General features: G+C 42.3%; 14 protein-coding genes. 2 read left to right on the top strand and 12 right to left on the bottom strand.

Translation table 11 applies throughout. The features are described from left to right. Positions 1–144: 144 nt before the first annotated feature. From D0T87_RS00490 to D0T87_RS00450, 9 genes are all read right to left on the bottom strand, one after another. On the bottom strand, positions 145–1,446 hold the full coding sequence (locus tag D0T87_RS00490; protein ID WP_163171755.1) for a hypothetical protein: 1,302 nt from the start codon (positions 1,444–1,446) through the stop codon (positions 145–147). Positions 1,447–1,455: 9 nt separating this feature from the next. Further along, on the bottom strand, positions 1,456–1,797 hold the full coding sequence (locus tag D0T87_RS00485; RefSeq protein ID WP_163171754.1) for a hypothetical protein: 342 nt from the start codon (positions 1,795–1,797) through the stop codon (positions 1,456–1,458). 6 nt (positions 1,798–1,803) lie between these two features. After that, the gene (locus D0T87_RS00480) at positions 1,804–2,148 is read right to left on the bottom strand and encodes a DUF4339 domain-containing protein (RefSeq protein ID WP_163171753.1); all 345 of its coding nucleotides are present in this window, start codon (positions 2,146–2,148) and stop codon (positions 1,804–1,806) included. A 23-nt stretch (positions 2,149–2,171) separates the two neighbouring features. Next, positions 2,172–3,548, bottom strand: a complete 1,377-nt coding sequence (locus tag D0T87_RS00475) for an SPFH domain-containing protein (RefSeq protein ID WP_163171752.1) — start codon at positions 3,546–3,548, stop codon at positions 2,172–2,174. A gap of 17 nt (positions 3,549–3,565) precedes the next feature. Continuing rightward, positions 3,566–4,489, bottom strand: coding sequence for a hypothetical protein (locus D0T87_RS00470; RefSeq protein WP_163171751.1), 924 nt, complete (start codon positions 4,487–4,489; stop codon positions 3,566–3,568). 9 nt (positions 4,490–4,498) lie between these two features. After that, positions 4,499–5,473 (bottom strand): hypothetical protein, encoded by a 975-nt coding sequence (locus tag D0T87_RS00465; protein WP_163171749.1) that lies wholly within the window; start codon positions 5,471–5,473, stop codon positions 4,499–4,501. A 24-nt stretch (positions 5,474–5,497) separates the two neighbouring features. Continuing rightward, on the bottom strand, positions 5,498–6,442 hold the full coding sequence (locus tag D0T87_RS00460; RefSeq protein WP_203558569.1) for a DUF6175 family protein: 945 nt from the start codon (positions 6,440–6,442) through the stop codon (positions 5,498–5,500). A gap of 60 nt (positions 6,443–6,502) precedes the next feature. Beyond that, positions 6,503–7,021 carry a hypothetical protein gene (locus D0T87_RS00455; RefSeq protein WP_163171747.1) on the bottom strand — a complete coding sequence of 173 codons (519 nt, stop codon included), beginning with the start codon at positions 7,019–7,021 and terminating at the stop codon, positions 6,503–6,505. A gap of 75 nt (positions 7,022–7,096) precedes the next feature. Further along, entirely contained in the window at positions 7,097–8,464 is a 1,368-nt protein-coding gene (locus tag D0T87_RS00450) for a hypothetical protein (RefSeq protein ID WP_163171745.1), read from the bottom strand. A gap of 373 nt (positions 8,465–8,837) precedes the next feature. Here D0T87_RS00450 and D0T87_RS00445 point away from each other — a divergent pair, with 373 nt between their 5' ends. Both D0T87_RS00445 and D0T87_RS00440 read left to right on the top strand, forming a co-directional pair. Continuing rightward, positions 8,838–9,539 (top strand): SprT family zinc-dependent metalloprotease, encoded by a 702-nt coding sequence (locus D0T87_RS00445; protein WP_163171743.1) that lies wholly within the window; start codon positions 8,838–8,840, stop codon positions 9,537–9,539. An 11-nt stretch (positions 9,540–9,550) separates the two neighbouring features. After that, positions 9,551–10,720, top strand: coding sequence for a retropepsin-like aspartic protease (locus D0T87_RS00440; protein ID WP_163171742.1), 1,170 nt, complete (start codon positions 9,551–9,553; stop codon positions 10,718–10,720). A gap of 24 nt (positions 10,721–10,744) precedes the next feature. Here D0T87_RS00440 and D0T87_RS00435 read toward each other — a convergent pair whose 3' ends face one another. From D0T87_RS00435 to D0T87_RS00425, 3 genes are all read right to left on the bottom strand, one after another. Beyond that, the gene (locus D0T87_RS00435; protein ID WP_163171741.1) at positions 10,745–11,140 is read right to left on the bottom strand and encodes a hypothetical protein; all 396 of its coding nucleotides are present in this window, start codon (positions 11,138–11,140) and stop codon (positions 10,745–10,747) included. 467 nt (positions 11,141–11,607) lie between these two features. After that, positions 11,608–11,985: a hypothetical protein gene (locus D0T87_RS00430; RefSeq protein WP_163171740.1), complete on the bottom strand. Its 378-nt coding sequence runs from the start codon at positions 11,983–11,985 to the stop codon at positions 11,608–11,610. Positions 11,986–11,992: 7 nt separating this feature from the next. Further along, positions 11,993–13,460 (bottom strand): RHS repeat domain-containing protein (locus D0T87_RS00425; protein ID WP_163171739.1); only part of this gene is annotated, 1,468 nt, incomplete at its 5' end.

The following is a 13,460-nucleotide window of genomic DNA, read 5'->3' as shown; positions in this document are numbered from 1 at the left end:
GGCTCAAATGCCAGTAGCATTTTACTTGAATGCCAGTAGCATTTGGGAGTGGCACCTTACGAAACGGAATGAGCGGAAATACACAGGATTAATTAATTCCGCGTATTTCCGCTCATTTTCTTTAGCGTATTGATTCTAAATAACTTACCAGTTCGTCTTGACCGGTAGCGAGAAATCAATACGTGTATCTATCTCCTCGGCTGGAATCTCTATATCCATGCTTCCCTTCACCATGTCCATCTGGCCTTTCAAGAGGCGGAGCACTTCCATTTCGTCGTCATAGTCAAGAATAAACGTATCTTCTTTGCGACTGGAGGTGAAGTTAATGCCGTCTATGAAAAGAGGATTAGCCAGTCCGGGAACGGTTAGCGTGATGTTCCGGATGGTGTAAGGCGTACTATATTCCGACTTCATCGGGATGCGGATGTTGATCAACCCCACGATGGAATCGTTCTTTGTTGCAGCCGTCAGGTAAACCGTTTTTTGCGGATACAGTTTTATCCCGGCTTTGCGCACGATGAAGGAAAACTTATGGGGTACGGTTCTTCCACCCATCTTAACGTTGACCGTTACCTCGTTCATCCGGTCGTATTCGGCACCATCGAACTGGTATTTAACGACGATTTCATCGCCTGTTGGTTCTACGTTCACGTCGTATATGTCGTCCGACTTAACCTGAATCCGTTGCGAGGTAGAGATCGGCCGTCCGTTCAACACAAGCCCAAAGCGATGATCGCCCAACTTGTTGGAGAACACCTTGAAGGAGATGTTCTTATAAAGATCCCTGTAACGCTGTTGCAACGATCGTGCTGCGTTTTTCCGGACGTCATCGAAGAAATACTCTATCAAAGGGTTAAGCTCGGCGATACGCCCGTCAATTTCTTCGAGCGAAGACACCTGGGTCAACTGTTTCTCAAGCTCGGTGTACTTTTGGTACATCTCCCGGTCTTGTTTCTCGAAAGCAAGGATCATCTTCCGTAGCTCGCCCGCTGGTAGCGGGTACTTCACGCTGTAAAGGTACGAAATGGCCTTCGTTTGCTTGTCCTGAAGCTTTTCCCAGTACGATTCCTCTATCTTCGACGAAGAGATACCGGTGATATACGGAAGCGAAGCGGCCTGCGTTTTGTACTTCGACTCGAAGTTGTCGACAAACATCGTAATGTCGCTGTTCTCCATCTTCTGTTGTGTCGACCCTTGCGAAGCGAACGATATGTTCTCGGCCACCGCGCGGATAATCTGTTTCCGTACGTCTTCCAACGCCTGGTTCTTGGCTGTTTCCAGATCGCCTGCCGTGGCAAAGCCAATAATATAGTCCTGAGCCGAGCCCGATGCCCATACCGGGCGTTTCTTGGCGCTCTTATCTACCACCTTTTCCTGAGCGGACAGACTGACAAAGGCTGCGCACAGGCATAGAAAGAGCGATAAAATGATATGTTTTTTCATCATGGCAGCTAATTATTGTTTCGACTTAAGTATTCCATATACAACCGCTGCGCAGATGGATAGCAATAATACGTTGGTAATAATCAGCACCACATTGGGTGCTTCAAAAACCACAAACAAGACGTTCATGACCAAGGCAATGAACCAGAAAATACCGGTGCTTGTCTTTGCCATCGTTGTACTTCGGGGATAGCCTTCGAACGATACGCCCATCGTAAAAACGAGTAGCGCCACGTTCACCACAGTTGCCGTGATAGGATAAATCAGTTTTTCGTTGTTCACTTCGTAAAGCCCATAGAAAACCAATCCGCTAACCACAACCGCAATGATGCTTAAAAATAGATTCAATTTCATACGCGTTTATTCTTTTGGCGGTTCGGGAACCTGTGTGTTGAATGATGGTTTCATCTGATCTACCTCGCTTGCCCTTTTCCACTCGGGCATGCCTGGTTTCCAGATGTAACTATCTTGTGTAATGCTACCTTGCTGAATCAAAGCCAACACCTCGCCCTCGCTGAATGGCCCTTGCTGCTTGCCGTCAATAATGGCATGCAGGAACCGGGGAGGCTGGTTTAGCTGATCGTTATTTACTCTGGCCGCACTATTGGCGTATGCATCGTTCATGCTTTTGGCAAACAATGATCCCATGGAGAATCCCATAGCCATTTCTACCATTTTCTCGATAGATAGATTCGAATCGCTCATAGTAGTTCGTTTTATTCAGTAAATTACATATTAGACATTGGCGGAGGCGGCGGTGTGCTTCCTGGTATTGGAGGAGGAACGGGGGCGAAAAGCACAGCCAATTCCACGACATTACCGGCAAAATCCCATCCCGGCATACCGTTTTTCCATACGTAAGTGTCTTTGGTGAAGGCACCATTGCTCATCAGCTGGCGGAGTTGATCGACCGAGTAAGGACCCGATTGCTGTCCGTTAACCGCAATGTGATATGCTGCTATCGCTCCCTGCGGAGGCTGGGGAGGTTGTGGGGTGTTTAAGCCTTGCGTCATGCCCGACATCATATTGGTCATACTGCTGCCTACGGCGCCACCCATGGCCATACCGGTCATCATGGCAGCCGGATTGAATCCTCCGTCGCCACCCATGCCCATTCCACCACTGCCTCCAAGCTCGCCCAGGCTCTGTGCGGCAGTTTTAGCCACATCGGCCTGCTGGTTGAGCTGGTGTGCTCCGATGAAAGCAGTCTCGGTTTGAAGACGCTGGCTGCGTTGGGTTTCTTCACGTTGAATACGAAGCGCTTCTTCTGTGTTCTTAGCGCCAATATCCTGTAAATCAATCTTGTTTTTGTTCAAGACGTAACTGTCCGTATCTCTGGCAGTAAGCTCGGCCGACTGCAAAGACTCGGTCAGCTTGATATAATCCTGGCAGGTTTCGTCGGGTATAATGGCCGAAACAACGAACGATTTTGCATTCAATCCGAAAATATCACTCATCTCTCTCATAACCTGATCGCGTACTTGAAGCGTAACCTCTTCCGTACTACCGTCCAGTTCCGTCATCGAGATATTCTGCTGCTTGGTCACCTTCTTAATCGCGGCGGTCAGATAGCTTTGAATGTTTTCCTTTGTATCTTCCTTTAACTGCGCCAGATCGTAGTTACGCATCCGGTTGATCTTGATATATTCCTTATAATCAGTTATGTTGAAGATAAGTTTCCCTTTCACAGTTACCGGCACCTTGAAACTGTTGAAACGTACATCGCTGATTCCTGTAATGTAGGTAGAGGTTGCAAGACTGATGTTTTTGGCCAGGTTGATAAAGTAAATCTCGGCCTGAAACGGAGATTCTCCACCAAAGGCACTACCTACAATGCTTGTCAGCACAGGAAAGTTGGCCGTTTTTATGGTTTGGTCGAATGGACCTTCTATATAATCCTGCATGGTTCCGTTAGCCTGCTTATATACGAAAACAGCTACTTCGCCATCTTTTACTCTGAGGCTACTTCCATAGCGAATGGCGTTTTCCTTGCGGCTTTCCATACCGGAAGGCGACCATTTCCATATCAAGTAGTTTTCTTCGTCACAGCGGATAACATCCATTACTCCGCCTTCTTTCTTATTTCCAAAACCAAATATTGCCATAATTCATGTGTTTTTGGTTATTCTATTATTTTCTTTAACTTCTTGAGATCAGAGCTGTATCTCATTTTAGAGCATTTCGCAATAAACTGCGTGGCTTTCTCCGTCTCCCCTTTACCTTTGTAGTAGTTCACGATCAGCGAAGCAGCTTCAAAGTCCATACGGTTTCCCATGCAGTAGTCAACAAAGAATGTTTCGGCTGCCTCGGGCGCGTTTGCTTCGAGAATCATTTGTGTGATATCTATGCGTTTCTGTTCTACGCCAAAATCCGAATCGGACATGCCTTTTAGCTCATCAATAGCGCTTTGCCATGATTCACTTCCTTTCTGCATTGCCTCCTCTACAGTGTCTTCTACTTTGTTGAGCGCGCGGTCCATCTGGAACGTTCCGCCACTGGCAAGTACAACCACAACGATAAGGATGACTGCCCAGATCAGCATATTCTGTGTTGACGCTTTCTTTCTTTTCTGCTCAATATCCAGAATCATTCCCTCGATCTCGTTCGCCAACTTGCTTACTTCCCTTGATTTACCAAAATCGCGGATAGCAATGCGTTGATAGTATTCGAAGGCATGTTTCTCTTCCTTGAACTGCTTGTTGAACTTATCGTTTCCAAGCGTTCCTTTGCTTTTCTTCACCAATGCAATAATGCTGAAGATCAGGAAAAGCGCACCTAAAATCCAAAACAATCCGGCTTCGGAGATCAGTGCCAGGGCAAACATGAAGACCGTTAACAGTGGAAAGATAATAAACGTAAGCTGGCTCATGCCCTTAAGGAATGATGGCTCGGGTATTCTCTTTATCTCGAATAGTATTTTCTCAAGAATGTTGGCAAACTCCGTAGGGGTGTAGCTGTCTTCATCGCTTTCATCAAAATATCCGCAGCCCGGGCATATCTTCGATAAAACCGGCATCTCTTCTTTACATCTTGGACAAACTCTCATAGGTCGTAATTATTTAAATTTCCCGAAAAACCATTTGTTTAAACTCTGTGAAAGCGAAGCTTGCGACTTGGCCGATTCTACGCCCACTTTCTGTGCCGATTGGATGCGCATCTTTTCGAGCATAACCGCATCGTCGTATCTCTTCATAGCCTGTTCCATCTCCTGGATTTCTTTTTCCTTCGCTTCGGCTTGCTGAGCAGTAAGTTGGGCCTTGATCTGGTTTAACATGGCATGCGCTTCTTTAAACTTCGAACTGTTGGGGTCAACACTGGCTATGTAATACATGGCGTTTTCATAGTCGCCCAAAGTCATATATCCCTTAGCTTCAATCAATGCAGCGCTGGCTTCACGGTCTATCTTCTTCTGGTAAATCGCTACCATCTGTTCGGCAACCATCGGGTACTGGTCTACAGCTTCGGGTATGGAAGCCAACACCGCCAGGGCTTCATCGTATTCGGTACGGTCGCTCAGCCCTTTCGCTTTGGAAATCAATGCCGGAATGCGGGTGTTGTAGTAAGTAATAATCTGTTCGCGTACATTGTTCATGAACGTGCGTACCTGAACAGTTTTAGGCTTGATCTCGTTAATAGCCCGGATAAAGGCTTTGTTTTCCAGCCGGTCTATCCCTTGTACGGTATACGACATCTCATCAACAATCACGTTTTCCAGTACATTGACTACAAAGAACGAAACCTCAAGATTAACCAGATGTTGCACGGGAGCCGTGGCTGTTGCCTCTTTATTAATAAGCACAACGTTCGAGGTCAATACAAATTGTCCGGAATAAGAACCGAACCCGTTCTGAGTCGCTATTTGCGTCAGTTTTAGTTCAAGAGAGCGTATGGCATCACTTGGAAGCTCCAGATAAGAACTGAGCATCGGTGTAATGCCAATCATGTCTTTCGACGAAAGTGTATTTTGTGCTGACGATATAGAGTTGAAACTCAATACGATAGCTACAAATAATATGATTCTTTTTATCATGTCATTTTGGTTTTTGGGGTCCGTTTACTTCTCTCCAACCATTATAATCGCTTTCCCTAAACCTTTGATGTAAAGCTTAGCCTCAATGCTGTATTTCTCCTTCAGCCAACGACGAAGGCCGTTTGCCCAAAGGCGTGTGTCGACCGCCCGTCCTCTTTCGTTTACCAATGGAATGCGTACCTGGCTGAAAGTCATTCTGTTTTCGCTGGCATCATCCGTAGAGAAACGACCTTGTACGGTGTTATCGGCCATCCATTCTTCGATAAGGAATCCAAGCTCTTCGCCACCGTAATCCGATTCGAAATTGATTTCATTGCCATTCCATGCTCTACACTCAAGTCTTACCTCTCTACCTTGCTCCTGAAGCTTATCCAGGTAGTCCTGAAATTGCCCCTGGAAGCCGCCAATGTTTTCTACAATGCTCTTTTCGAGTAGCATAGAAAACTCTCCGCTAAAGATTTGCTCTCCTGTGCCCGATGCAGCAGCTATTTGCTTTTCAGTATAAGCATCGATTCCTTGCATGTTGTAGGTTAACGAATATTTAGGGCCTACTTTGTTAATGTGATACGACAGTTGAATGATGATGTCGGCTTTGGCTACTCTCATTAATCTTTCCCGTGCGTTTTCAGCAAGGTCATTACCTTCGGAAGATCTTGTTACATCATCCAGAACGGCATCATTGCGGAGATTCTTCATAACCATGCCCAAGTCTTGTAAATCGAAACCTTGCGAACTCATCAATTCGCCGATCTTACTGATGGCAAATGTCAGGTTATTGTTCAACAGTGCATTTTCATAATCGGGGAATTGTTCGATGGCTCCCTGCATGTCAACAGTAGTCATATAACCATTAGTAGCACACCAATTGTCACTTGGCACTACCATCAATGTGGGCTTTTTAGCTTGTCCGAAAGATAATACAGAAAAGCAGAAGATAGAGATTATGGATAGGATTATTCTTGTTCTCATTGTATAATTGAATTGAGGAATTTTTTGTTATATGTTGTTATAATTTGTAGTCAGGATCAATTAGAAACCTGAATCGAGTTTCTTGATAACTCCGCTTTGTTCGAGGTATTTGCGTAACTCATCATAGTTAACAGTTACCTGTACGCCAACCTTATATTCCTTTTTAGTGATTTTAAGCAGGTCGCCGGCATCAAGTACGCCGTTTGTTGTAAGTGTTACAAAGCGCATATAAGCGCCTCCGTTTGATAGGAATTCATCGAAAAAGGCTTTGTTCTCTTCATAACCATTAACATCTTTCATCAATGGGCGTTTTGAAGGAAGGCGATCTTTCTCGGGTACACCTTTAAAAATAATGCCATGCACAGCATTCTTCTTGGCTTGGTCGGCAGCTACTTCTGGTTTGGACGATATGGTCCAGATCTTAACAATTACGCTTCCTTTTTTTCCGGTAGCTACCTGTTCAATCTCATAATTCCACGACATAGTGGCTTCGTCGGCTTGTCGCTTTGCTTTCTTTTGTGCCGATGCATAGCCAAAGCTCAAAGCCAAAATGGTTACAATAAATAATATACGTTTCATTCTGTTGTATTAAAATGCAAATTGATAATACGCCATTGAAGCATATTATCAATTTACTGGATTATATAATGATGATTAATCTAGCTGTCTGATAAGCATTCCGTTACGGAAACTTTTTGCATTTCCTTCAAATACGGTAGCAGTCAATCCATTGCTGTCAGTAGTTGCGTTTTCATCGTCGGATGCCATGTATATGTTATTCCAGATTTTACCTTTAGCTACTTTGATGGTACCTACCCTTTGATGAGTTTCCAGCCCAGTCTTTTTGTCTATTATCCGCTCAAGTACTTCAAATTTATCGCCGCCTTTCAAATCTTCTTTAGTGCCGATATGTGCAGTGATCTCACCATTTTCTGTAATGACTATTGGTGTTTTTGTGCGGAATGTTTCATACTTCTTTTCCAACTTGGCTAAAACGGCATCGGTTGCATTGATGGTAGCAATACGGATCAATTCTTCTTCTGTTTTCTTTGTGAACATACCTGCTCTTACTCCTGCGCGTGCTCTTTCAGATCCGATGTATTTCAGTTCGAAGAAATCTGCTGTGTCATACTGTGCTTTATTATCCCACAACTCGTATAATTTGGCTTTGACCTCGTCGTTCCAGATAAGTTGGTAAAGATATGAAGTGATTGTTACATAGTATCCTTCGCCAAGTGCAGCTTTAGCTCCAAGTCCGCCTAATGCATTAAGTGCACCTGCTGCCTCAGAGTTGCCTGTTAATGCACCTGCTGTAGCAACATAACTTTGTCCTTCGGCAATGACTTCATCTTTGCTCATATAGCGGAAGCGGGAAACAACTACAAATGTGTTTTTTACCAACTCTTCGCCTTCGGTGGCTAATATTTCCATACCGCCAAGGCTGCTCTGAGCAGTTTGCAGGTCTAAAGCCGAGGCATCAAACAATCCACGTTCGCGCATCAATGCGTCGGTAAATTGTCCGTTTCCATCAATAAACCATTTGTCAAACAATGCTTTGGCTATTTTCTGTTCTAACAGATAATTATATGTAGCTATTTCAATGTCTTGTTTTGATTTATCGTCTACGAGGACGGATTTTCCTCCGGCTGCTTCGTTAAGTAAGTCTTTTCCCAAGCCTCCTAATGCAGCACCAAATCCGCCTTTTTTCTTTTTAGGCTTATTGGTTTCACCAGATTGGGCCATATGTGCCTCGAATGCTTTTCTATGTTCGTCGGTAAGCCCTTCAAGATTTACAGAAAATATACGTTCGCATACATTGTGGTCGTTATATTTGATTGGAATGGGGGCATCCAGAAACGCTTGCTTTATAGTATCAATTTTGGGCATTTCACCTTCGTCTATCAGATAGGTACAAAGTGAACTACGACGATACTCTTCTCCTTTTTCCGCGTTTTTTTGTGCAAACATAACACCCGATTGTAGTAGTGCTAAGGCTACTAAAGTGATGGATAGTCTTCTCATAAGATTCTGAATAATTGGATTAATAAAAGATATGCAAAGATATTCAAAAAATGTAAATTCAACCATTGTGCTTAAAAAATCTTTAGTTAAACTGCAAAATGTATCAAATCCGGAGCAAACCGGAGTCGTCAATGCTTTGCTTCCGGGAGTTGAGATGATTCATTCTTTATATTTATTTTGCTTATGAGTTTGTTGATTCTCAATGTCTTGTATAAATTGTAGGGTGAAAACTACGTGCAATACAATAAATCTCTGTATTTTTGATTCGGGTTAAATGTTTAGGGATATTGATTGACTGATCAGTTGGTAATTATTACCTACGGTATACCGTGGGGCGCATTGGACTGAGGCAGGATTTTATATAAAATTAATAATGATCGGAGTAATTGAAGATAAAGAATTGGGACAACTGATTGTGCGGGTTAATCCGCGCGCCAGGCGTTTGACTTTCCGCACCAAACCGGATGCGATTTATGTTACTGTGCCTCCCGGTACCACCAATAAGGAAATACAGAATGCCATTGAATCCTTGCGACATAGGCTCCGTGCAGCACAACAACGGTTACCCAGACATAAAAAGATTGACCTGGACTTTCGGATAGATACTCCTTTCTTTAAGTTGTCAGTGGTTACCGGCCAGCGCGATAAGTTTCTGGCTCACTCCGAACTGGGTGAGATGAAGATCATTTGTCCGCCAACGGCAAACTTTGATGATGAGGGATTGCAGGAGTGGCTGCGGAAAGTAATTGAAGAGGCTTTGCGCCGGAATGCAAAAATAATCCTTCCTCCACGACTTTATATGCTCTCCAATAAACATAATCTACCCTATAATAAAGTAAAGATCAACTCCAGTCGTGGGCGATGGGGGAGTTGCTCGACTAAGAAAGACATTAACCTCTCTTATTTCCTTGTTCTATTGCCGCAAGATTTAATTGATTACGTATTGTTGCACGAGCTTTGCCACACCCGTGAGATGAATCACAGCGACCGTTTCTGGGATTTGCTTAACTCAGTGACAGATAATAAAGCTTTTGAACTGCGTAATGAATTGAAGAAATATAAAACGGATTTTTAATTATAACTGTTATGAAGCGAATTTACCTCATTCTTCTATCTCTATGTATGGTTTTTAGTTTGTGTGGACAAGGTAAAAGCAAAGGCTTGTATATAGAGATTCCGTATAAGGGCTTGAATAACGGACGTATTCCTGTAATCGAAGTATCCATAAAGAATATGCGATATAAATTTATAGTGGATACCGGAAGTCCTTTCACTTCAGTGACTCGTTTGGTTGTAGATGAATGCCAATTGTCTATTGCTGATGATACAAGAAAGGTGATAGATGTTTACAGTATAACCAATGAACAGCCATTGGCCATTGTAGAACATCTGAGAATCGGTGGTATTCCGGTAAAGGCTCTTCAGGCACAGGTCTTTGATAATAACACCCGGCTTTTCCGGTGTTCGGGTGTAGATGGTATCATTGGTGGCGATATCCTGAAAGAGTTTGTGGTGAAGTTCGACAGCCAGTCAAAGCTTATGATATTGGCCGATAAAGCAAGTCGTATAACATCTGGAAAACTGGAGTGGAAGAAGATGGCTACTGACTTTTCAAAGTCGTATTGCTGGGTTCGGTTAAATAATGGTGCTTCGGACGAGTTGTTGTTTGATAGCGGAAATGAATACCCGCGTATCTTGATTGATAGCGCAGCGTATCAACAGTGTAAAGAGAAAAACCTGTTGACTTTTGTGGAAGAAGAAGAGGGGTACGGTGCTGATTTCAAAGGGTTGCATGGGCAAATCCTTTTTCATAAACAATTCCGTGCATTGATTGCTGAATTTAATTTCGGTGGACATACCTTGAGAAATATACCGGTACAAGAGGCTCCTACTACTTCTATTGGATTTATGATGGCTGATTTGGGAGATATAATTCTTGATTATCCCCGTAAACGATATTGTTTTATTCCTTTTAAAGATTGTGAGTGGAAAGATATCCGCAATAAAGCCAACTGTGGTGTAATCGGCTCAAATTTGATTATAACAGTTATTTGGGATAAGGAGTTGTCCCGGACAATTACTGTTGGTGACCGGATTACGCAAATCGGGGACCAGACATTCGAGAATATGGACGATTGCTACCGAACAAGGTTGAACTTGCTTCTGGAACAGTATGCTACTTCTGGAAACAGTACCGTTTGGTTCGAAAAACCTAATGGTGAACGTTATTCGCTTCCGGCGGAAGCCTTTCTTTAAACTGTGGCTGTCACCACTTCCGGATTATTGTGCTAACTGTTTAATTCCATCTTCTTCCTTAACCAGCGAAACTGTGCCCCCTTTGTTGCTCAGGTCGAATGTCGATAGTTTATCGGTGTTTTGGTCTACGATCATCAATGCGCTTTGCTCTTCAAAACGGGCTACTTCAATAGTGAAAGGCTCTTCACTAATTTGTTTCTCGACAATTAAGCTGTCGTTGATGTAGATAGCTAGCGAATCTCCTACAAATCCTTTTGTGAGGCTAATGGTGTATGTTTCATTGTAATATCTCTCGGCATCCAGTTGGCGTTTTAGCCGGAAACTCATATAGACAAAGATGACAACGACGAAGATGATGGCAAATGCCAGAATGCCGTTGCCTATCATAAATTGCTTATTGGTATTTAAACGATGTGCCATAATGCTTTCTTGGTGAAAGGAGCAAATTTACGTAATAATCTAAAGATATCAAGAAAACATTGTTTCCTTTTGCCGAATCAATCGGGAAAGTTGATGGGTAATCAATCAAAGCTATGTGTTTGCTCGAATATCGTTGCTGTAAAACTTTAAAGTTTTGCACGTAAAAAAGGCGTTAATTGCATGCAGAAATTTAAAGAAAAGTAAGCTCGGTTAAAAAGGCTTCCGGCAGGTGGTAAAAGCTCTACGAGATACCAATAAGATGCCTAGGAGATAATACTGGTATGTCCTAGGGATACCAGTATTATGTGAAGTGGATCTGCTCTCTGTATGTTGCAGAATAATAGATGATTTTTAATGGTTTGTAGAAAGAAAGCAGCTACCACGCGTTAGAGAATGGTAGCTGCTTGATAAAAATTCACTTTAAAAGAGGTTATAAATTAGTCAACTTTTTTAGTGTAAGACACTAATTAATCACAAAGACTGTTTTTTAAGAAATCAGATAGTTCGTATTCTGATTTAAAAGCGCCAGCTTTATGATTTGTTTTTATATAGTTCTCTTGAATGACAAGATAAACAGTAGTATCAGGATATATAACATTGATATTATATGTTCCAGAGTAATGTCTGAAAGGATCGTGTTTCCCTTTATAAACTCTAAGTATAAACTCATCTATCCATTGTTTATCTGTAATTTCTTTATAAAAACTACAACTATCCGCTTCTTTTACATGTTTCCTAACATTTACTTGCAGAACTCCTTCTCTGCTCAGAATCGTTTCATTTTGACTACATCCACTTAGAATGATACAACAGAGAAACATTGTCAATAAATTCACTTTCTTCATATCTTTATTATTTTTTTGATGAGCTAATCCTTCTTTGAAGCCAAGGGGTATTTAAATCGACATTTGGCTCTTTTAGGACAGACGCATTTTTCAATAATTTAGTATCTCTAAAGAGCCTGTTAGGTGTAACGGCTGTTACACCAGGTATAATAGGTTCTTCTCTTGACACATTTGCTCCTGAAGCATTAATTCCATCTTTCACATAAGTAGAGCAGTTCCATCTTTCAGGTGAAAATATAGTTCTTTTTTGCTCAAATTCATTCAAACTCTTATTTACATTTTGGTCTGTATTATAATTTGTTTCAAGCTTAATTAATCCATCAGCCGGTTCCCCATAAGTGAATAAGTTTGTGACATCATTATTAATTGCGTCATCTAACGTTATATTACCGCTTTGATAATCAGCTTGACTTGTAATTGTTCTATCAAGAAGCGAAATACTCTCCTTTGGCCATAAATCTCGATATGTGTAAGTTCCATCAGACACCATTTGAGTTTGTGGGTTCCCATTTTCGTCATGTACAATATTACCGTTTGAGTCGGTTACATTAACTTGCTTATAATTAGAGATGGCGATCCCAGCATGCCCACTTCTATTATTATTGGAACTCCATATTAATACGAGTATATCTTTTCCCGTCGGATCCACAAACCTCATTGGATTATTCGCACAATACGCATACGGACTAATCCCATAATACTTTTCCGCCATTGGATCCATCGTCGTAAACCTTCCCAGTGCACCATCCATATACCTGGCCGAGTAATCATACAAGTCTATGTCATACGTTCTGTCCAGTTCCTTGCCATTATACTTGTAGGTTTGTAGCGTTTCGGCTGTTTGGTCAAATAACCCGCCGAAAGGGTAGTAATGGTTTACCTGCTCTACTGTTGAACCGTTTTGATGCAATACTACACGATTGTTTCCTAAATGGTCTTTCAGGTAATAATGGTAGGTCGGTGTGGTTCCAACAAAAGTGATATATCCCTCTTCTGTCAGAATTTTGTTGAGTATCCCGTTTTCATAGATCACTGTGCCGCAGTAGTCGGTAGATTTGTTTACTCCTGCACCTTGGTGGGTTACGTTATGTTTAATACCTGCGGCGTCATACGTATACTTAACTAGCCCACCTGTAGAGAGTTGCACCTTCCTAGGCAAATTTAAAATATTATATTGAATATTGGTAATGTTTTTGTTATTATCTGTGACCATGTTGCCATTCCCGTCATAAGTGAATTCATTTCCGGTACTTTTGCTTTTGTCCATGAAATGGAAACTCTGGTTTACAGCTGTTTCTGCAATGGCATCGTTGACATACTTCAATTGATTACCCATATACCCGAATGAAAGATCATCTATTAACTTATTTGACGAACCGGTGTTTCCATAGCGTTTAAGCCCTTGCATGTTTCCATGTTTGTCATAGGCTGTTACTATTTCGGAGAATGACCGGTTAGAGTTGGCGGTAATGGTG

The organism is Bacteroides sp. 51 (assembly GCF_010500965.1).
Classification (GTDB): domain Bacteria; phylum Bacteroidota; class Bacteroidia; order Bacteroidales; family Bacteroidaceae; genus Bacteroides.
The sequence above is the reverse complement of the archived record's forward strand: the minus strand, read 5'-3'. Positions and strand labels throughout refer to the sequence as shown.

Excerpts from the sequence above, each read along its gene's own strand:
- D0T87_RS00470 (WP_163171751.1), bottom strand. The coding sequence starts at position 4,489 with ATGAGAGTTTGTCCAAGATGTAAAGAAGAGATGCCGGTTTTATCGAAG.
- D0T87_RS00460 (WP_203558569.1), bottom strand. The coding sequence starts at position 6,442 with ATGAGAACAAGAATAATCCTATCCATAATCTCTATCTTCTGCTTTTCT.
- D0T87_RS00450 (WP_163171745.1), bottom strand. The coding sequence starts at position 8,464 with ATGAGAAGACTATCCATCACTTTAGTAGCCTTAGCACTACTACAATCG.
- D0T87_RS00430 (WP_163171740.1), bottom strand. The coding sequence starts at position 11,985 with ATGAAGAAAGTGAATTTATTGACAATGTTTCTCTGTTGTATCATTCTA.
- D0T87_RS00475 (WP_163171752.1), bottom strand. The coding sequence starts at position 3,548 with ATGGCAATATTTGGTTTTGGAAATAAGAAAGAAGGCGGAGTAATGGAT.
- D0T87_RS00455 (WP_163171747.1), bottom strand. The coding sequence starts at position 7,021 with ATGAAACGTATATTATTTATTGTAACCATTTTGGCTTTGAGCTTTGGC.
- D0T87_RS00445 (WP_163171743.1), top strand. The coding sequence starts at position 8,838 with ATGATCGGAGTAATTGAAGATAAAGAATTGGGACAACTGATTGTGCGG.
- D0T87_RS00440 (WP_163171742.1), top strand. The coding sequence starts at position 9,551 with ATGAAGCGAATTTACCTCATTCTTCTATCTCTATGTATGGTTTTTAGT.
- D0T87_RS00480 (WP_163171753.1), bottom strand. The coding sequence starts at position 2,148 with ATGAGCGATTCGAATCTATCTATCGAGAAAATGGTAGAAATGGCTATG.
- D0T87_RS00485 (WP_163171754.1), bottom strand. The coding sequence starts at position 1,797 with ATGAAATTGAATCTATTTTTAAGCATCATTGCGGTTGTGGTTAGCGGA.
- D0T87_RS00465 (WP_163171749.1), bottom strand. The coding sequence starts at position 5,473 with ATGATAAAAAGAATCATATTATTTGTAGCTATCGTATTGAGTTTCAAC.
- D0T87_RS00490 (WP_163171755.1), bottom strand. The coding sequence starts at position 1,446 with ATGATGAAAAAACATATCATTTTATCGCTCTTTCTATGCCTGTGCGCA.
- D0T87_RS00435 (WP_163171741.1), bottom strand. The coding sequence starts at position 11,140 with ATGGCACATCGTTTAAATACCAATAAGCAATTTATGATAGGCAACGGC.